We start from the raw sequence: 16,528 nt of genomic DNA on the forward strand, positions 1-16,528 counted from the left end.
TCAACGTCTTGACTTGGCCAGGCGGGCAACCACCCGCTGCCCATCAAGAAAGGCACCGAAGGCGATGACGCTCCCGTACGACCGCCCTGATCCCCTCACGCCCCCTCCCGAGTACGCGGCCCTGCGCGAGACCACCCCCGTCGCCCAGGTGAAGACCCCCGGCGGCGGGCCCGCCTGGCTCGTCACCTCCTACGACGCCGTTGCCGCCATCCTGGCGGACCGGAGGTTCGGGCTCGCCCCGCCCGGGACCGCGCACCCCGGGAACGACACGCTCTTCCAGGACGGCGAGGCGCACGGGCGGCTGCGGCGGCTGGTGTCGAAGGCGTTCGGGCCGCGCGGGATCGAGGCGCTGCGCGATCGAGTCGAGCGGCTCGCAGACGACCACGTGGCCGCGATCGCCCGGGGCGGACCGCCCGCCGAACTCGTGGCGGAAGTGGCCGGGCCCGTGTCGATCGCAGCGATCAGCGAGCTGCTCGGGGTGGAGATCGCCGACCGCGAGCACTTCCAGGCCGTGGCCGTGGGCGCCGGCGGTGTCGACTTCGTCTTCGGCGGCGAGGAGGAGATGGCCCGGGGCGCGCAGGCATGGGAGAAGCTGTTGGCGTACGCCGCCACCCTGGCCGAGGCCAGGCGCGAGGACCCCGGCGATGACCTGCTCAGCTCCCTGATCACCGTACGGGACGCCGAGGACGGCAGGCTCAGCGACGGCGAGCTCGTCGCCATGGCCGCCACCATCGTCTCCGCCGGATACCTGTCGGCCCGCAACGCCATCTCCGCGGCCGTGCTCAGGCTGCTGCGCGAGGGACACCTGGCCACGGCCCCCGAGCGGCTCGGCGCGACCGTCGAGGAGGTGCTGCGCCTGCAGTCCGGGCAGACCGGCGAGCCCTTCCCCCGCTTCGCCCAGACCGACGTCGAGCTGGCCGGGACGCGGATCCAAGCCGGTGACCTGGTGTTGGTACGGCTCGAGGCCGCACACCGCGACCCCCGGCACTTCGCCGATCCCGACGCCTTCGTGCCGGAGCGGACATCGAGCCCGTCACTGGTGTTCGGGCACGGCGTGCACTACTGCCTCGGCGCGCCACTGGCCCGCCTCGAGGTCGCGGCCGTGATCGGAGCGCTGGCCCGGCAGCTGCCCGGTCTGCGCCTGGCGGGCACGGCCGAGAGCGTCGAGTGGGTCCGCGACGGGGTCGACGCCGGCCCGAAGGCTCTCCACGTCACCTGGTGAAGCCGTGCCTGGTGTGAGCAGGGGCGTCAGCTGACATCGGCGTGAAGCACCGAACCACTCATCTGCGCTCCCGACGCCGGCGGGACCAAGGTCAGGCGGGCGAAGGAGAAGATGCCGATCACGTTGATGTGCTGGCGGACGAAGGGCGACAGCCGCGTTGCGAATCTCCTCATTGCTGCCGGGAGCCCGAGTGTTGCAAAACAGCACGTCACCAGCGGCGTCCGCCACGAGGTGGGCATGTGCGCTATGCGGCGGAGGCCGCATAGCTGCGGAGGAAGGCCCGCACGCCTGCGGTGACGAGCCGGGTGACTTCTTCCTGGGGAAGGGGGACGGCGCCGTAGAAGGTCTGCTGGTTCACGTCGGTGACGGTCAGCAGGGTGAGGTGGGCGGCGGCGACGTCGGCGTCGTCGATCCGGAGCAGGCCGCGTTCGGCGATCCGGCGCAGGTACGGCGCCAGCCGCAGATGCCCGGTCTGCGGGCCGGCGACGACCCACGCCTCGAGAATCGGCGGCGGGATGTGGGCCGCCTCAGCCTCGATGGCCCGGACCAGGGCGAAGTGGTCGGGGAAGGCGGTGACCGCGGCGACCCGGTCGAGGGAGAAGTCGATCAGGTCCTGCTCCAGGTCCACGATCTTGTGCAGGTGCCGGTCCATGATCTGCGCGATGGCCGCGGTGACCTCGTCGGCGCCTTCGAGCGCCACGGTCAGGAACAGCTGCTCCTTGTCGGTGAAGTGCCGGTAGATGGTCCGTTTGGACACCCCCGCCTCGGCGGCGATCGCGTCCACGCCGGCCCGGGTGTAGCCGTCGCGGCCGAAGACGCGGCGGGCGGCCCGGGTGATCGCCTGTCGCTTCTCCGGCCGGCCGTACGGCTCGGCCTGGCGCAGGGTCATCGACGTCCTTCCCGCTGGAGACTCCTCGGTGCAGTGTAGGGGTGTCCGGCGCGCGGGCGGGCCTTGCCGGCCAGGGCGTCGAGCAGTTCGTGCAGCAGGTCGGTGGTGTGGGGGTCGGTCAGCCGGCGATCGTGCGTGAAGCGGGTGTCGCAGTGGAAGACCGTCACCTCCGGTTTGACGACGACGTCCGCTCCCACCGAGGCCAGGATCTGGCGGAGGGCGAGCTGGGCGCGCACTGAGCCGAACGGTCCTGGTGAGGCGCCGGCGATGGCCACGGGCTTGCCGCGCAGCAGCCCTTCGGGTGCCGTGCTGGCCCAGTCGATGGCATTCTTCAGCGCGGCCGGAACGGAGGCGTTGTGCTCCGGCGTGGCGATCAGCAGGGCGTCGGCTCCGGCGATGCGGGCACGCAGCGTGGTGACCGGAGCGGGTGGCGTGCCGGTGTCCAGGTCCTGGTTGTAGAGGGGCAACCGGCCCAGGTCGCGATCGATGTCGATGGCGACCCCGCCGGGATCGAGCGCGCGGGCCGCGTGCAGCAGGGCCGTGTTGTGGGAGTCCGCGCGCAGGCTGCCGGACAGGGCCAGGACGTTGAGCTCGGTCATGTCTCTCCTCATGGGTTCTCGCCAACGACGAAAAAGTACACCAGTCAGTGTCAAAAGGAAACAGATTGGTGTACTTTGAGGCACGTGATCGCCGTAACCGTGCAAAAGAGACGAATCGCCGTTATTTACCTCGTGCTCCTGGCCACGCCGACCTCGCTCAGCGCCAACAGCACCATCACCGTCATCCCCGAGCTGGCCCGCGCCCTGGGCGTCTCGGCCGCCGACGCCACCTGGGCCGCCACCGCCTTCGGCTGGGGCGGCGTCCTCGGCGCCCCGCTCACCGCCGCGCTGCTGCGCACCCGCGGCGTCCGCGCCGCCACGCTCGCCAACGCCGCGCTCGTCCTCCTCGGCACCCTTCTGGTCGCCGGCGCACCGACGCTGCCGACGTTGCTGGCCGGACGCGCCGCCCAAGCCGCCGGCGGAGGCGGCCTGGTCACCATCGCCATCACCCTGGCCGGGACCACCTCGCGAGCGGGCGCCGTCACCGCCGGGGTCGGCCTGGTCGGCGCATTCGGCCCGCTGGCCGGCTCCACGCTGTCGGCGATCTCCTGGCGGGTGCCGCTGCTGCTGTCCCTGCCCGCGCTGCTGGCCGTCCCCGCCGTCCTGCGCCGCGCCCCCCATCACGACAGCCGCGAAGGCGCCGGCGCCACCCGTACGGACACCGTCGGGACCCTTCTGGTGATGGCGCTGGTCAGCGCCTTCGTCCTCATCCCTCGCCTGGAACTGGCGGCGGCCGCCGCCGCGGCCGTGGCCGGCCTGCTGCTGGCCCGGCACGTCCGCAGGAAACCCGCCGGGTTCGTCCCTCGGCCGGTCATCCGCTCCCGGCCGTTCATCACCGCGGCAGCGGCGGCCGGCACGCTGTCCACCTCCTACTTCGCTCTGCTCTACACCGTGCCCCGGCTGCTGGAACACCACTGGACGAGCGAGCGGATCGGGTGGACGACGCTCATGATGCTGACCGCCGGCTCGATCGCCTCGCTGCTGTTCACCCGGTGGACCTCCCGGCTCGGTGCGGCCGTCACCCGGGCCGTCCTGCCGGCCACGGGCGCCGTGGCCGTCGCCCTGCCGCTGGTCGCCCCGTGGCCGGTGCTCACCGCGGCGTCCACCGCGTTCGCGGTGTTCGCCGCCACAGCGGCGATGGCCTGGTACGCGGCCCGCGTGGGCGAGGTCGTGCCGCACGAGCACCGGGCCACCGCCGTGAGCCTGTTCACCCTGTGCTACCAGCTGGGCGGCGCCTTCGGCCCGGCACTGGCCACTCTCCTGCTCGTGTGAAACCCGCGGCGCCCGCGGACGCGCCGCGGTCGGGAAGCGGACAGCGAATGGCCTGGTAACCGGTCAGGCGAAGAGCCGACACTCGGCGGGCTGGTCCTGCGACGGCGGAACGCCGTACCGCCGGCGGCGTTGTCTCCGTGCCACCGAGGAAGGCTGATCGATCGTGACCGAACGCGTGCGCGTGGCCGTGCTGGCGGGCGGACCGTCCGCCGAGCACGAGGTGTCGCTGCAGTCGGCGCAGGCCGTGCTCGACGCCCTGCCGCAAGATCTGTACGAGCCCGTCCCCGTCATCATCGACCGGCAGGGCAGATGGCCGGTGGAGCCGCGGCCCGATCTGGCGGACGTGGTCTTCCCCGCGCTGCACGGGCCGTTCGGCGAGGACGGCGTCGTCCAGGGCCTCCTGGAGACGCTGGGCATCCCGTACGTGGGCTGCGGCGTGCTGGCCTCGGCCGTGGGCATGAACAAGGTCGCGATGCGGCGCGCGTTCTCGGCGGAGGACATCCCGGTCACTCCCCACGTGTGGTTCACCGAGCACGAGTGGCGCACCACCACCGACCCCTGGGGCCTGGTGAAGTCGCTCGACTGGCCGATGTACGTCAAACCGGCCGGCATGGGCTCCTCCATCGGCATCTCGCGGGTCACCTCCATGGAGGAGCTGCGCGCGGGCGTGGACCTGGCGCTGGCCCACGACGGGATGGCCGTCGTCGAGCAGGGCGTGACGGCGCGCGAGATCATCTGCGGCGTGCTCGGCGGCCATGACGCGCCGGACGTCTCGGTGCCCGGCGAGCTCATCGTGCCCGGCGACTGGCTCGACTACGAGGCGAAATACCTCAGCGGGGCCGAGATCGCCACCATCCCCGCCGCGCTGCCGGAGCGCGTGGCCGAGGACGTGCGCGAGCTGGCCCTGCGCGCGTTCCGGGCGATCGGCGGCTACGGCCTGTCCCGTGTCGACTTCCTCTACGAGGAGGACACGGGACGCCTGTACGTGCTGGAGATCAACACCATGCCCGGTTTCACGTCCCGTTCCGTCTACGCCAGGGCCTGGGCCGCCAGCGGTGTCCCGTACCCGGACCTGCTGCGCCGCCTCATCGACCTGGCTTTCGCCAGGAGCCGCTCATGATCCCCATGACGCTGAACGAGATCGCGCGGGCCGTCGGCGCGAGCCTCCACGACGTGCGCGACGCGCAGGCGACGGTGACGGCGCCCTCGGCGGTCGACTCCCGCGAGGTGCTGCCCGGCGGCCTGTTCGCCGCGACGGCCGGCGCCAACGTCGACGGTCACGACTACGCGGCCGGCGCCGTCGCGGGCGGCGCCGCCGCCGTGCTGGCCTCGAGGCCCGTCGGCGTGCCCGCCCTCGTGGTCGAGGACGTCCAGGTCGCGCTCGGCCTGCTGGCCAGGCACCTGCTCGAACGCATCAACCCGACCGTGATCGGCCTGACCGGCTCCGTGGGCAAGACCACGACCAAGGACCTGCTGGCCCAGGTGCTCGAACGGCACGCCGCGACGGTCGCCACCGACAGATCGTTCAACAACGAGCTCGGGCTGCCGCTCACCGTGCTGCGTGCCGATGCCACCACCCGCTACCTGGTGCTGGAGATGGGCGCGGGCCGCAAGGGCGACCTGACGTATCTGACCGGGCTCGCGCCGCCGCAGGTCGGCCTGGTGCTCAACGTCGGCACCGCACACGTGGAACGCATGGGAGCCGGGCCCGCCGACGTGGCCGAGGCCAAGGGCGAGCTGGTCGAGGCGCTCGCGGCGGACGGGTTCGCGCTGCTCAACGCCGACGACCCGTACGTCAGGGGCATGGCCGGCCGGACCAGGGCGCGGATCCTGTGGTACGGACGGTCGGCGCAGGCGCAGGTACGCGCCGGGAACGTGCGGATGATCGACGGGGGGCGGACCGCGTTCGAGCTGGTGACGCCCTCCGGTCGCGCCCCGGTCGAGCTCGACCTCATAGGCGAGCACCAGGTGAGCAACGCCGTGGCCGCCGCCGCCGTCGCCACCGTGCTCGGCCTGGGCGCTGCCGAGATCGCCGACGGGCTGAGCGCCGCACGGCGGCGCTCAGCGGGCCGGCTGGAAATCGCCGAACGACCTGACGGCATCACCATCGTCAACGACGCCTACAACGCCAGCCCCGAATCCGTGCGGGCCGGGCTGCGGGCGGTGAAGGCCCTGGCCGGAGCCCGTCGTACCGTCGCCGTGCTCGGCACGATGGGGCAGCAGGCGGACGCCTCGCGCGTCCGGCACGCGGAGATGGGCCGGCTCGTCGCCGGTCTCCGCTTCGACGTGCTGATCGCGGTCGGAGCAGGAGATCCGGTCGCGATGGCGCAGGCGGCGCGGTCGTCGAACCCGGAGATGGCCGTCCACACCGTCGAGGACGTGGCCGGGGCCCTCAGCCTGGCCACCGCGCTGCTTGAACCGGGAGACGTGGTGCTCGTCAAGGCCTCCAGCGAGATCGGGCTCGGCGCGTGCGCCCGCGCGCTGGCCGGCGCCTGACCTGTCCCGGCGCGGACGCGGACACCGGACGCGGACACCGTCCGGCGCATCCGCACGTCATGGGGACAAGGGTCGGCCTGCCGGGTTCGGCCCGCGCGGGTCAGGGCGCCGCGCGGAACCGTTCAGCGTGTTCCCGCACCCACTGGGCGAAGGTTCGCGCGGGCGTGCCGGTGACGTCCTCGACGGTGGGCAGGACCACACCGCCGGCCTCGGGCGGGTTCGTGGCCAGGTGGATCCCGAACTCCACGTAGTCCTCGTCGTATCCGTAGCCGCGCAGCCGGGCGCGCTCCGCCTCCTCGCTCAGGTGCACGAAGGCGATGTCCTGCCCGGTGGCCTCGGCGATGATCCGGGTGCGCTCCGCAGGGGTAAGGGCCTCGGGCCCGGTGATCGGGTAGCTACGGCCCTCGTGGCCCTCGTGGGTGAGCGCGGTGGCGGCCACGGCGGCGATGTCGGCCTCGTGCACCATCGCGCTGGGGAAGGTGGCGAGCATGGACACGGTGCCCCGGGAGCGGATCTCGTCGGCCCATTCGAGCGCGTTGCACATGAACTCCACCGGCTGGAGCAGGGTCCACCGGATCGTACTGGACTCCAGGGCGCTTTCGACACTGGTGGGCGACCAGCCGCCGAGGACCGTGGCCCGCGCGATGCCGTGGCGTGCGGCGAGGTCGATGATCTCGGGGCCGTTGGTCAGGTCGCCGTCGCCGCCGAAGGTGATCAGGTGGATCGCGTCGACCCCTTCGAAGGCTGCTTCGAGCGTGGCGGCATCGGTGAGGTCGCCCGCCACCACCTCGACACCGGTCGGGAGGGCGGCTTTGGCGGGGGTGCGGGAGAGCGCGCGGACGGCGTGCCCGGCTTCGTGGAGTTGCGCGGCGAGGTGCCGCCCGACCTGGCCGGTCGCTCCGGTGACGAGGATGCGCATGTTCGTAGGTCCTTTCGTGCGGGTGTTGTCAGTCGGTGCTGGCGCGCAGGGCGCGAAGCCCGAGGACGAAGCCGAGGGCGGCGGTCGTGCCGGCGGCGAGGAGTCCGTAGCCGACGTCGGGGGTCGCGATCTGACCGGCGAAGAGGTCGCGTTCGGCCTCGACGACGTGGGTGAGGGGGTTGAACTGCGCGAGGACGCGGATCCACTGCGGTCCCTCATCGAGGGGCAGCAGCATCCCGGAGAGGATCATCAGCGGGAAGAGGACCGTCTGGTGCACGGTCCAGAACATCCAGTCCTGCGCGCGCACGGCGATGGCCAGCGCGTAGCTGAGTGACCCGATCCCGACGCCGAGGACACCCAGGAGCACCAGGCCCAGGACGCCGCCGCCGGCATCGGGGCGGAACCCGAACGGGACCATGATCAGCACGATCACGACGGCCTGGACGACGAGTGGCACGAACTCCTTGAGCGCGCGCCCGACGAACAGCGACGAGCGCGCCAACGGCGTGACCAGGAGGCGTTCGTGCGAGCCGCCCTGGAGGTCGTACTGGAGGTTCGATCCGGTCCCCGCCGTTCCGAAGAGCGAGGTCATCACGAGGATCCCCGGGACGAACCACGCCCACGGGGACTGGTGTGCGGTCCCGGTCGTCGTGTCGTGCACGACCAGGGGCCCGAAGAGGAGCAGGAAGAACAGCGGCTGGATCAGTCCGACGACCAGGGAGAACGGGTCACCGGCCACGGGGCGCAACTCGCGGGTCATCACGATGAGGATGTCGCCTGCGACGTTGCGTCTGCGCGGTGGGGTGATGGTGCTCATGCGACCCTCTCCGGTGTCTGGTCGCGGTCCTCGGTGCCGGTGTCCGGTCGCCCGCCGGCGTCGCGCAGGCTCCGGCCGGTGAGTTCGAGGAACACGTCATCCAGCGTGGGGAGCCGGGTGTCGGCGGCGACCACGGTGATCCCCTGGTCACGGGCGGCGGCGATCGCGCTCGGCAGTGCCGCGCGGCCGTCGGCGACCTGCCCGGTGACCGCGTCACCCTGCCGGGTCACCGTCGCGACACCGTCCATCGCCGCCATGAGCCCGCGCAGGCGCTCGGCGGAAGCGTGGTCGGTTGTTTCCAGCGTCAGCCGGTCTCCGACATGACGCTGTTTGAGCTGGGCCGGCGTGCCCTCGGCGATGATGCGCCCGTGATCGATGACGACGATCCGATCCGCCTCCTGATCGGCCTCCTCCAGGTAGTGGGTGCTGAAGACGACGGTCATGTCGCCGCGGCGCCGCATCCCGGTGATGTGGTCCCAGAGGTTGGTGCGGTTCTGCGGGTCGAGGCCCGTCGTCGGCTCGTCCAGGAACATCAACGCTGGCAGGTGCACCAGCCCGATCGCCAGGTCGAGGCGCCGCCGCTGGCCGCCGCTCATCGCCTGCGTCTTGCGGCGCGCCAACTGTTCCAGACCGAGCGCCGAGAGCAGTTCGGCGGCCCGGGCGCGGGCCGCGGCCCGGTCGAGGCCGTAGATGCGGCCCTGGGTGACGACCTCGTCCAGGGCTCGCTGGGCGTGCCCGGCGCCGTTGCCCTGGCCGACGTAGCCGATGCGCTCGCGCACCAGCGGAGCCTGGGTCCGCACGTCGAAGCCTGCGACGCGCGCGGTGCCTCCCGTGGGTGGGAGCAGCGTCGAGAGCATCCGCATGAGCGTGCTCTTGCCCGCGCCGTTCGGGCCGAGAACGGCGACCGTTTCCCCGCGCGCCACGGAGAGGTCGATGCCACGGACGGCGCGGACCTCATCGCCGTCGGGAGCCCGGAAACTCCGGGACAGATTGCCAGTGCTGATCATGTGTCGACGTACGCTCCATTCCGCTTCGATGGCGGTCCCCATCATCACCGGGCTTGTGGCCGCTATATGTCCACAAGTCGGCCTAGAGTGGTTTCATGTCGACCGGCACCCGCGTCCTCGAACTCCTCGGCCTGCTGCAGAACCGGCGCCACTGGCCCAGCCACGAGCTCGCGCGCCGCCTCGGCGTCAGCCAGCGCACGCTCCGCCGCGACATCGACAGCCTCCAGGAGCTCGGATATCCGATCACCGCCACACGGGGCACCGGCGGCGGCTACCAACTCAGCCCCGGCGCCTCGCTCCCACCCCTGGTACTCAGCGAGGACGAGGCCGCCGCCATCGTCATGGGGCTCCAAGAGATCACCTCCGGCCCCTCCCCGACGTCAGCCGACGCCGCGCTGAGCGCCATGGCCAAGATCGTCCAGGTGCTTCCCGTACGGATCCGGCGCCGCATCGACAGCCTTCGCGCCGTCGCCGTCCCGGCGCGCGACCCCGAGGCGCGCGTGGACATCACCGATGTCGCCTCGTTGACGACCCTCGCCCTGGCCTGCCGCGACACCGAGACGGTGCAGTTCGCCTACCGCACCCGCACCGGTCAGACCGCTGCCAGAACAGTCCACCCGCACCACATCGTCCGCGTCGAGAACCGCCTGTACCTCATCGCCTGGGACCTCGACCGGGCCGGCTGGCGCACCTTCCGCGTCGACCGCATCGGTGACGCGGGCCGCACCGGCACGACGTTCGCCCCCCGCCCCCTTCCCGCCGACGACCCCGTCGAGTACGTGCGCGCCCGGATCAGGGCGATGCCCGCCAGGTATCCCGTCCGCGCCACGGTCGGGGCCCCCGCCGAACGGGTCCGGGAGGAGATCGCGCACTACGGGACGGTGGAACCCGTCGACGACACCTCGTGCCGGGTGGAGATCGCCACGGACTCCCTGGACTGGGCCACCTTCTGCATCGGAGCGCTGGACGCCCCCGTGGTGGTCCACGGCCCGCCGGAAGCCGTCGCCTACATGCGCGCCTGGGGACGACGCCTCACCGCCGGCACCCAAGAGACCCCGTGACGGCCGGTGAAGGGTGGACGGTGAACACCCGCTGGCCGTCGAGCCACGCGCTGTGCCGCCGCGCTCGGCGCTCAGCTCATGACCGGGTAGTGGAGTCCATGGGCATGCGCACTGCCGCCGCTGTCGCGACGAGCAGGGACAGGAGCAGGACGATCGCCATGAAGACCTGCCCGTGCAGGCCGAGGACGAAGACGGTCCGGCCGGCGAACTCCGGGTCGTAGGTCGCGGTGCCGGGGAACAGGAGCGCACCGATCATGCCGAGCCACGGGGTGGCCAGGATGGCGGCGGCGTGCAGCAGCGTGTTGCGGCCAGGCCGTAGTGCGAGGGCCAGGCCGGCGAGTCCGAGGAGCACGGTCATCACCATGTATTGGGCGTCGTGCCATTTGGCGTGCGGCGGCCAGGCGGGGTTGAAGGCGTGCTGTGCCGCCAGGTCGGGGATGACCAGGTCGGCGAGCACGGCGCTGACCGTCGTGATCGCTGCGACGGCAATGAGCAGGACTCTCGGGAGAGGCATCAGATCGTCCAGGTGTGGGCGGGGGTGAGTGAGCGGTCGAAGAGCCCGTTGGGCAGGAGAGGGAGGACCGCGTCCAGCAGGGTGGTCAGCGGCGCGGAAGTCCAGTGCGCGGCGGCTCCGGCCTGATCGCTTTCACGTGTACGTCTCCTTGACGGTCAGTGCAGGCCCCGCTTGCCCGGGGCCCAGAACGGTTTGGTCTTGATCGAGGTCCGTGGCCAGTTGCGCTCGCGTACCAGGAAGTCGCGCACCAGCTGGCAGGTTCTGGCCTCGCCGGCCACGTAGGCGGCGCCGGCGTTGCCCGGCAGGTCGAGCTCGGCCGCGGCGGCGAGCAGCACCGGGGAGGCGATGGCGGGGGCGCCGTGGCGGTGGACGCGGCGCAGCGGCGGCGCCCCGGGCAGGGGGAGGTCGTGCTCGGGGGTCTCGCTCTCCAGGACGCCGAACACCTGGGCCGAGGTTTCCAACGCTCTGATCATCGGCCCGAAGGCGGCGCTGGCGGTCTCCTCCCCGATGAAGACGTGGTAGGCCGACTCGCGGATGGAGAAGTCGCCTTGCGGCCACCAGAAGGTCGTCCGGTCCCCGGGCCTGGCCGCCCGCGCCCACGTCAGGCCGATGCCGTCGCCCGCATACAGGTGGACGCGCAATTCGATCGCCGTCCTGCCGGGGTCGAGGTCCCAGATCGTGTAGGTGCGCAGTGTCTCGGCCGGGCGCAGGATGCCCGACATCGACAGCGGGTCCTTCAACTGGATCCTGATGTGCTGCCCGGGTGTGTAGGGGAACACGATGGGCTGGTCGGTTTCCAGCCGGATCCGTCGCATGGCGGGGGTGACCTGCTCGGCGACGGTGACGGTCGCCTCTATGGCGTACTTGCCGAACAAGCGGTCGCGCATCGTGCGTGCCATCAGAGCCTCCTGAGGGGACCGTCGCCTTCAGGCGATGGGGGAATCGGGAGCGGGAGGGCCGCCAAGGCCCGGGCGTTCAGTGGCAGAACCTCGGACACCGTCGCCTCCTGCGGACAGGATGGTGCTTGTGCTTTCGGGCATCGGTCAGGGCTTGGCCGTCGTCTCCCGCGTAAGCGGGGCGAGAAGCCGCTTCCTTCACGGAGCGGAGGAGTCACGTCAGGAGTCCTTACGCCGCCGTATGGTGGCGGATCTGGACATCCGCCACCATACGGCCGCGCCCATCGCCATCGCCGCGAGAAGGATCCACCACTGAGGTTCTACGACGACTCCTTATTGCTTCTAGATTACTTAGAGGCATTAAGGAAACATAGATGCCCTAAGATGTCAACGGCGGTCAGGGGAACGACCTGAGGGGTGAGGGGTGAGGGGTGTCCGCACATACCAGCAGACGACAAGTGCCGATCATGTGTCGACGTACGCTCCATTCCGCTTCGGCGGCAGGCCGGGTCCGGACGGCTGGACACCTTCTGGCCTTAAGAATGAGCAGGCACCCCGTCTAGCCTGCCGCCACAAGCTGGCGAAACGGGGTTTCATGCGCACTATCGGTCTCATCGGCGGGTTGAGCTGGGAATCGACGGTGATCTACTACCAGATCATCAACCAGCGGGTACGCGAGCGACTCGGCGGCAGCCATTCCGCCAACAGCCTCATCTGGTCGGTCGACTATACGACCGTCGAGGACCTCATCTTCGCCGGCCGCTGGGACGAGGTGAGCACGTTGCTGACCGGTGCCGGCGGGAAACTGGCGGATCTCGGAGCCGACCTCCTGCTCATCTGCAGCAACACCTTCAGCCGGGTGAGCGACGACGTCGAGCGGGCCGTGAGCGTGCCCGTGCTGCACATCGCCGACGCGCTGGGCGCCGAGATCCGCGCCAGGGGCATGCGCAAGGTCGGCCTGCTGGGCACCCGGTTCACCATGGAGCAGCCCTTCTACCGGGACCGGCTGGCCGCCCACGGTTTCGACGTGGTCGTCCCGCGGCGTGAGCAGCGCGACCTGGTCCATCGCGTGATCTTCGACGAACTGGTGCGCGGGGTGCTCCGGGAGTCGTCCAGGGACGCGTACGCCCGGATCATCGATGGTCTCGCGGACGACGGAGCCGAAGGCGTGATCCTCGGATGCACGGAGATCGAGCTGCTGGTCGGCGAGAAGGACAGCGCCATCCCGGTGCTGCCGAGCGCCCGGCTGCACGCGGAGGCGGCGGCCGGCTTCGCGCTCGCCGACTGATCGTGCACGCCGTGGCCGGGATGCGGCGGGTCAGGCGGACCGGTCCGCCGGCGCGCCTGCGCCGTACAGTTCCCGGTGCCACAGGCCGGCGCAGACGCGTTCGATGCCGGCCGCCAGGTGGCGGCGGTAGGTGGTGAAAGGCAGGCCCAGGCGTTCCGCGGCCAGCTCCTGGGTGGGAGTCCCGCGCAGGAACGTGACGGACAGCGCCCGGTGGAACTTGACCGCACGCGGATCCTCGCGCAACTCGTCGATCGCCTGGCGGAGCACGTCGCCCAGCGCCGCGGCGGGATCCCGCCCGGCCCGCTCGGCGATCAGCCTGGTGCGCGCCAGCGGGGAAGCCGCCAGCGCGTCCGGCCGCGACAGCAGGCGCAACGCCTTGCGCACCGCCTCGGCGAACTGCGCCCGCGACAACACCGCCAGTTCCGCTGCGGCGGCGCTCGGGCCGCCGGCCGGGCCCGCGACGAGCGGATGGTTCATGCGCTCCAGCCAGGTCTGCGCCGGCACCGCGCGCCAGTCATGAACGAACAGGGTGTAGGCGTCATCGCCGAGCCGCGGCTCCTCGGAGAGGGTACGCATTCCGTAGTGCCGTAGCTGTTCCACCCACTCCGGGTCCGGATGCCGTAGCGCGATGGAGGACCATGCCAGGCGCTCGGCCCGCAGGCAATCGGCGATCATCCGCCACCGGATCGCCTCCGACAGCGGCGAGTGCTCGCGATACTGCGGCAGCGCCCACATCCGGCCGACCGCCACGTGTTCGCCGGCGCGCAACGGCGTGGTGGCCCGCGCATGCGTCCACGCCGCGGCCACGACGGGATCGGCCGCCAGCTCCCGCTCGTCGGGTTCCGCCAGGCGCAACCAGGCGGAGAAGGCCACGGGCTCGCCGGTTTCGGCCCGCCGGTACAGCCGGAACGCCTGCGGCTGCCGGTCGGCCCAGAAGGCGGCACAGAAGACGGCCCCGGAGGCGGCGCCCTCCGCGGCTGCGGCCACCCGGACCAGCGTGCCGACGTCCTCCTGCCGCACCGGTTCCTCCTGGTACTCGTCCTCGTCCCGGCAACGGTGCGAACCGGCCGGCGCCCCGTTGCCGCGATGCAGGTAGAGCAGCGCCGCCACCGCGCCTGGCACGTCCACGTCGCTCGCCGTGCGCACCCTGTCCGCCAGACGCGCGTGCAGCCGGTCGTGCATCGCCGCGTGTCCCTCGGGATCGCGCCACCGCAGGTCCGCCTCCACCACCTCGCGCACGACGTCATGCGGAAACAGCCCGAGACGGCACGACTCCACGAACGGCAACCGCCGCAACCAGCCGAACAAATTCGCGGCGTCCCGCGGAAAGACCGCCCGCAGCAGGTCTTCTGTCATCACCCGCGCATGCGCGCAGACCTCCAGAGCGTGCCGATGCGCCGCCGAGGGCAACTCGCCCACCAGCTGATCCAGCAACGTGCCCACCACGCCCTGATCCGGCGTCCACCGCCTGCCGGCCCCGCCGTCCTTCACCGCCACGGCCGCCCCCAGCAGCAGCGCCAGCGGATGACCTCCGGCGAAGGCCAGCAGCGGCTCGCGCGACTCGGCCGGCACCCCGCGGGAGTCCAGCAGGGCCTGCGCGTCTCCGGCCCGCAGGTCGCGCAGCGGCAACACCTCCAGCGCACCCGCCCATCCCGGATCGGCCTGCCATCGCATGTCCGGCGGACATCGCCCCGCGATCACCACCAGCGCCCCCATGGGCACGCGCGGCAGGAACCGCTCGCGCAGCCACTCCTCCCAGCCCCGCACGCGTTCGACGTTGTCGACCAGCAGCACCGCGTCCGCTTCACGAAGCGCCGCCTCGGCCTCGGAGCCCGCCGGCTCCGGCAGGAGCCCGTCCACCATGGACACCGGCCGCCCCGCCGCCGCGGCCTCGCCGGCGAACCGCCGCAACAAGGCCGACTTCCCCACGCCGCCGGGACCGTGCACGTACAGAACGCTGCAGCGGCCGCCGTACAACGCCGCGGTGAAAACCGCGAGCTCCTCCTCCCGCCCCACGAACGCCGTCTCCCTCGCGGCTTGCAGGCGCCATCCCAGCAGTCCCGATGACATATCCCTTGACCCTTCTCCGATCGCCCGTCGGTTCTCGGGCGCGAACCCGTCAACGTCCCCGCCCCGGTCAGCCCAGGCCGGGGTGGGGCCGGCGGGGCGGTGGTGTGCCGCCGCGGTCCGGGCGGTACTCGAAGTGCCACCACTCGTTGTCGTAGATGCGGTAGAGGTCGTAGCGGGCGCCGTGTTCCTCCAGCCAGCGCGCGCCTTCGTGGGGGCGCACGTCCAGCGCGATGCCCTTGACGTGGCTGGATTCCGCCGCCGGCAGCACGAGCATGCGCGCCGAGGCCGGGGAGCCGGAGCGGCGCACCTCCTCGTCGAACATCCGTTGCTGGACGAGGGGATCGCGGTAGCCCGAGGTGAGGCCGAGCAGCTGGCCATGACCCCAGAGCGCCCTGGTACGGGCCGCGGTGAACGCCGCCAGAGCACCGTCGGCGAGCCCGGTGAGGTCCTCGGCCGGGAAGCGCATCCGTAACGCCCAGGAGCACGCCAGTTCACGAGCGCGGCCGGGACGGCGGACGAACGCCGCGGGCAGCAGCAGAACGGCGAGCACCAGCGTGACCACGGCGAACAGCCGGTCGCGGGGCCGAGGTGGGATGGTGCGTGGTTCGTTCATGGCGACTACGATTGGCGCCGAATATGCGTGCGTTGTCCGCCGCATGTCATCGTTTCTCGACGGCGGCCACCGCCGGCGCGACCGTGACACGACCATGACACGGCGCGCACGAGGCGGGGACACGACCGGCCGACAGTGGATGGAGATGACCTGCGGGGAGCTACGGAGCGTGCGGTGAAACTCGGCGGCGTGTCGCGAGTGTTGTTGATCGAGGATGACCCGGCCGTGCGGGAGGGCCTGGAGCTGGCCCTGACCCGGCACGGGCACCGGGTGCGCGCGGTGGAGTCCGGCGAGCAGGGGCTGGACCGGCTGCGTACGGACCTGCCCGACGTGGTCGTGCTCGATCTGATGTTGCCCGGCATGGACGGGTTCGAGGTCTGCCGGCGCATCCGGGCCGCCAGAGAGGTGCCGATCATCATGGTGACCGCGCGCGGCGACGACATGGACGTGGTGGCCGGGCTGGAGGCGGGCGCCGACGACTACGTGGTCAAGCCGGTGCAGCCCAGGGTGCTGGAGGCCCGCATTCGCGCGGTGCTGCGGCGGATCGGCCGGGACCAGGCTGAGCTGGAGCGGCACGGAGACCTGACCATCGATCGGGCCGGGCTGGTGGTCACCCACCGCGGCGTGCCGGTCAGCCTCGCCCCTACCGAGCTGCGCCTGCTGCTCGAGCTCTCCGGCACGCCGGGCCGGGTGCACAGCCGCCAGCAGCTGCTGGAGTCGGTGTGGGAGCACGGGTACTTCGGCGACTCGCGTCTGGTGGACGCGTGCGTGCAGCGGCTGCGGGCGAAGATCGAGGAGGACTCGGCGGCGCCCGTCTACGTGCAGACGGTGCGCGGGTTCGGTTACCGGTTCGGGCCGGTGTAAC

Annotated in this window: 16 protein-coding genes; 7 read left to right on the forward strand and 9 right to left on the reverse strand. The window is 71.7% G+C overall.

Translation table 11 applies throughout. The annotated features are described in order from the left end of the window. The first annotated feature begins 64 nt into the window (after nucleotides 1–64). Complete coding sequence (locus ACZ6SA_RS40210; RefSeq protein ID WP_465834188.1) at nucleotides 65–1,222, forward strand: cytochrome P450; 1,158 nt, start codon at nucleotides 65–67, stop codon at nucleotides 1,220–1,222. Nucleotides 1,223–1,466: 244 nt separating this feature from the next. Here ACZ6SA_RS40210 and ACZ6SA_RS40215 read toward each other — a convergent pair whose 3' ends face one another. Both ACZ6SA_RS40215 and ACZ6SA_RS40220 read right to left on the reverse strand, forming a co-directional pair. Further along, nucleotides 1,467–2,111: a TetR/AcrR family transcriptional regulator gene (locus ACZ6SA_RS40215; RefSeq protein WP_347649496.1), complete on the reverse strand. Its 645-nt coding sequence runs from the start codon at nucleotides 2,109–2,111 to the stop codon at nucleotides 1,467–1,469. Continuing rightward, entirely contained in the window at nucleotides 2,108–2,710 is a 603-nt protein-coding gene (locus ACZ6SA_RS40220) for an NADPH-dependent FMN reductase (RefSeq protein WP_465834190.1), read from the reverse strand. The genes ACZ6SA_RS40215 and ACZ6SA_RS40220 overlap by 4 nt, the downstream gene beginning before the upstream one ends. Before the next feature lie 99 nt (nucleotides 2,711–2,809). Between ACZ6SA_RS40220 and ACZ6SA_RS40225 the strand changes: the two genes are divergently transcribed. The 3 genes from ACZ6SA_RS40225 to ACZ6SA_RS40235 all read left to right on the forward strand — a co-directional run bounded on the left by ACZ6SA_RS40225 (nucleotide 2,810) and on the right by ACZ6SA_RS40235 (nucleotide 6,478). After that, nucleotides 2,810–3,982 (forward strand): MFS transporter, encoded by a 1,173-nt coding sequence (locus tag ACZ6SA_RS40225; protein WP_465834192.1) that lies wholly within the window; start codon nucleotides 2,810–2,812, stop codon nucleotides 3,980–3,982. A gap of 163 nt (nucleotides 3,983–4,145) precedes the next feature. After that, nucleotides 4,146–5,102 carry a D-alanine--D-alanine ligase family protein gene (locus ACZ6SA_RS40230; RefSeq protein WP_347649499.1) on the forward strand — a complete coding sequence of 319 codons (957 nt, stop codon included), beginning with the start codon at nucleotides 4,146–4,148 and terminating at the stop codon, nucleotides 5,100–5,102. After that, nucleotides 5,099–6,478, forward strand: a complete 1,380-nt coding sequence (locus ACZ6SA_RS40235) for a UDP-N-acetylmuramoyl-tripeptide--D-alanyl-D-alanine ligase (protein ID WP_465834195.1) — start codon at nucleotides 5,099–5,101, stop codon at nucleotides 6,476–6,478. Before ACZ6SA_RS40230 ends, ACZ6SA_RS40235 begins: the two co-directional genes overlap by 4 nt. Before the next feature lie 100 nt (nucleotides 6,479–6,578). Here ACZ6SA_RS40235 and ACZ6SA_RS40240 read toward each other — a convergent pair whose 3' ends face one another. Genes ACZ6SA_RS40240 through ACZ6SA_RS40250 form a run of 3 tightly spaced genes read right to left on the reverse strand, consistent with a single transcriptional unit; the run spans nucleotide 6,579 to nucleotide 9,221 of the window. Next, entirely contained in the window at nucleotides 6,579–7,397 is an 819-nt protein-coding gene (locus ACZ6SA_RS40240; RefSeq protein WP_465834197.1) for an SDR family oxidoreductase, read from the reverse strand. Between the two features lie 28 nt (nucleotides 7,398–7,425). Continuing rightward, the gene (locus ACZ6SA_RS40245) at nucleotides 7,426–8,214 is read right to left on the reverse strand and encodes an ABC transporter permease (RefSeq protein WP_347649502.1); all 789 of its coding nucleotides are present in this window, start codon (nucleotides 8,212–8,214) and stop codon (nucleotides 7,426–7,428) included. Further along, nucleotides 8,211–9,221 (reverse strand): ATP-binding cassette domain-containing protein, encoded by a 1,011-nt coding sequence (locus tag ACZ6SA_RS40250; RefSeq protein ID WP_465834200.1) that lies wholly within the window; start codon nucleotides 9,219–9,221, stop codon nucleotides 8,211–8,213. The genes ACZ6SA_RS40245 and ACZ6SA_RS40250 overlap by 4 nt, the downstream gene beginning before the upstream one ends. 95 nt (nucleotides 9,222–9,316) lie before the next feature. Here ACZ6SA_RS40250 and ACZ6SA_RS40255 point away from each other — a divergent pair, with 95 nt between their 5' ends. Beyond that, nucleotides 9,317–10,282, forward strand: a complete 966-nt coding sequence (locus ACZ6SA_RS40255; RefSeq protein WP_465834202.1) for a helix-turn-helix transcriptional regulator — start codon at nucleotides 9,317–9,319, stop codon at nucleotides 10,280–10,282. A gap of 76 nt (nucleotides 10,283–10,358) precedes the next feature. On the opposite strand, the gene ACZ6SA_RS40260 is transcribed toward ACZ6SA_RS40255, so the two are convergent. Both ACZ6SA_RS40260 and ACZ6SA_RS40265 read right to left on the reverse strand, forming a co-directional pair. Then, nucleotides 10,359–10,796, reverse strand: a complete 438-nt coding sequence (locus ACZ6SA_RS40260; protein ID WP_465834204.1) for a DUF6640 family protein — start codon at nucleotides 10,794–10,796, stop codon at nucleotides 10,359–10,361. Between the two features lie 155 nt (nucleotides 10,797–10,951). Beyond that, nucleotides 10,952–11,695 (reverse strand): siderophore-interacting protein, encoded by a 744-nt coding sequence (locus ACZ6SA_RS40265; protein ID WP_465834206.1) that lies wholly within the window; start codon nucleotides 11,693–11,695, stop codon nucleotides 10,952–10,954. A 592-nt stretch (nucleotides 11,696–12,287) separates the two neighbouring features. On the opposite strand from ACZ6SA_RS40265, the gene ACZ6SA_RS40270 reads away from it, so the two are divergent. Next, nucleotides 12,288–12,980, forward strand: coding sequence for an aspartate/glutamate racemase family protein (locus ACZ6SA_RS40270; protein WP_347649507.1), 693 nt, complete (start codon nucleotides 12,288–12,290; stop codon nucleotides 12,978–12,980). Nucleotides 12,981–13,010: 30 nt separating this feature from the next. Here ACZ6SA_RS40270 and ACZ6SA_RS40275 read toward each other — a convergent pair whose 3' ends face one another. Further along, nucleotides 13,011–15,050 carry an ATP-binding protein gene (locus ACZ6SA_RS40275; protein WP_465834208.1) on the reverse strand — a complete coding sequence of 680 codons (2,040 nt, stop codon included), beginning with the start codon at nucleotides 15,048–15,050 and terminating at the stop codon, nucleotides 13,011–13,013. Nucleotides 15,051–15,117: 67 nt separating this feature from the next. Further along, complete coding sequence (gene vanY-N / locus ACZ6SA_RS40280; RefSeq protein ID WP_347649509.1) at nucleotides 15,118–15,663, reverse strand: D,D-peptidase/D,D-carboxypeptidase VanY-N; 546 nt, start codon at nucleotides 15,661–15,663, stop codon at nucleotides 15,118–15,120. A 189-nt stretch (nucleotides 15,664–15,852) separates the two neighbouring features. Between vanY-N and ACZ6SA_RS40285 the strand changes: the two genes are divergently transcribed. Continuing rightward, the gene (locus ACZ6SA_RS40285; RefSeq protein WP_347649537.1) at nucleotides 15,853–16,527 is read left to right on the forward strand and encodes a response regulator transcription factor; all 675 of its coding nucleotides are present in this window, start codon (nucleotides 15,853–15,855) and stop codon (nucleotides 16,525–16,527) included. Nucleotide 16,528 lies beyond the last annotated feature (1 nt).

The organism is Nonomuraea sp. NPDC049378 (assembly GCF_055586745.1).

What these genes read in the sequence shown, in the direction of transcription:
- ACZ6SA_RS40220 (WP_465834190.1), bottom strand. Translation starts at nt 2,710, where the DNA reads ATGACCGAGCTCAACGTCCTGGCCCTGTCCGGCAGCCTGCGCGCGGAC.
- ACZ6SA_RS40270 (WP_347649507.1), top strand. Translation starts at nt 12,288, where the DNA reads ATGCGCACTATCGGTCTCATCGGCGGGTTGAGCTGGGAATCGACGGTG.
- ACZ6SA_RS40235 (WP_465834195.1), top strand. Translation starts at nt 5,099, where the DNA reads ATGATCCCCATGACGCTGAACGAGATCGCGCGGGCCGTCGGCGCGAGC.
- ACZ6SA_RS40260 (WP_465834204.1), bottom strand. Translation starts at nt 10,796, where the DNA reads ATGCCTCTCCCGAGAGTCCTGCTCATTGCCGTCGCAGCGATCACGACG.
- ACZ6SA_RS40250 (WP_465834200.1), bottom strand. Translation starts at nt 9,221, where the DNA reads ATGATCAGCACTGGCAATCTGTCCCGGAGTTTCCGGGCTCCCGACGGC.
- ACZ6SA_RS40245 (WP_347649502.1), bottom strand. Translation starts at nt 8,214, where the DNA reads ATGAGCACCATCACCCCACCGCGCAGACGCAACGTCGCAGGCGACATC.
- ACZ6SA_RS40240 (WP_465834197.1), bottom strand. Translation starts at nt 7,397, where the DNA reads ATGCGCATCCTCGTCACCGGAGCGACCGGCCAGGTCGGGCGGCACCTC.
- ACZ6SA_RS40265 (WP_465834206.1), bottom strand. Translation starts at nt 11,695, where the DNA reads ATGGCACGCACGATGCGCGACCGCTTGTTCGGCAAGTACGCCATAGAG.
- ACZ6SA_RS40255 (WP_465834202.1), top strand. Translation starts at nt 9,317, where the DNA reads ATGTCGACCGGCACCCGCGTCCTCGAACTCCTCGGCCTGCTGCAGAAC.
- ACZ6SA_RS40215 (WP_347649496.1), bottom strand. Translation starts at nt 2,111, where the DNA reads ATGACCCTGCGCCAGGCCGAGCCGTACGGCCGGCCGGAGAAGCGACAG.
- ACZ6SA_RS40275 (WP_465834208.1), bottom strand. Translation starts at nt 15,050, where the DNA reads ATGTCATCGGGACTGCTGGGATGGCGCCTGCAAGCCGCGAGGGAGACG.
- ACZ6SA_RS40210 (WP_465834188.1), top strand. Translation starts at nt 65, where the DNA reads ATGACGCTCCCGTACGACCGCCCTGATCCCCTCACGCCCCCTCCCGAG.
- vanY-N (WP_347649509.1), bottom strand. Translation starts at nt 15,663, where the DNA reads ATGAACGAACCACGCACCATCCCACCTCGGCCCCGCGACCGGCTGTTC.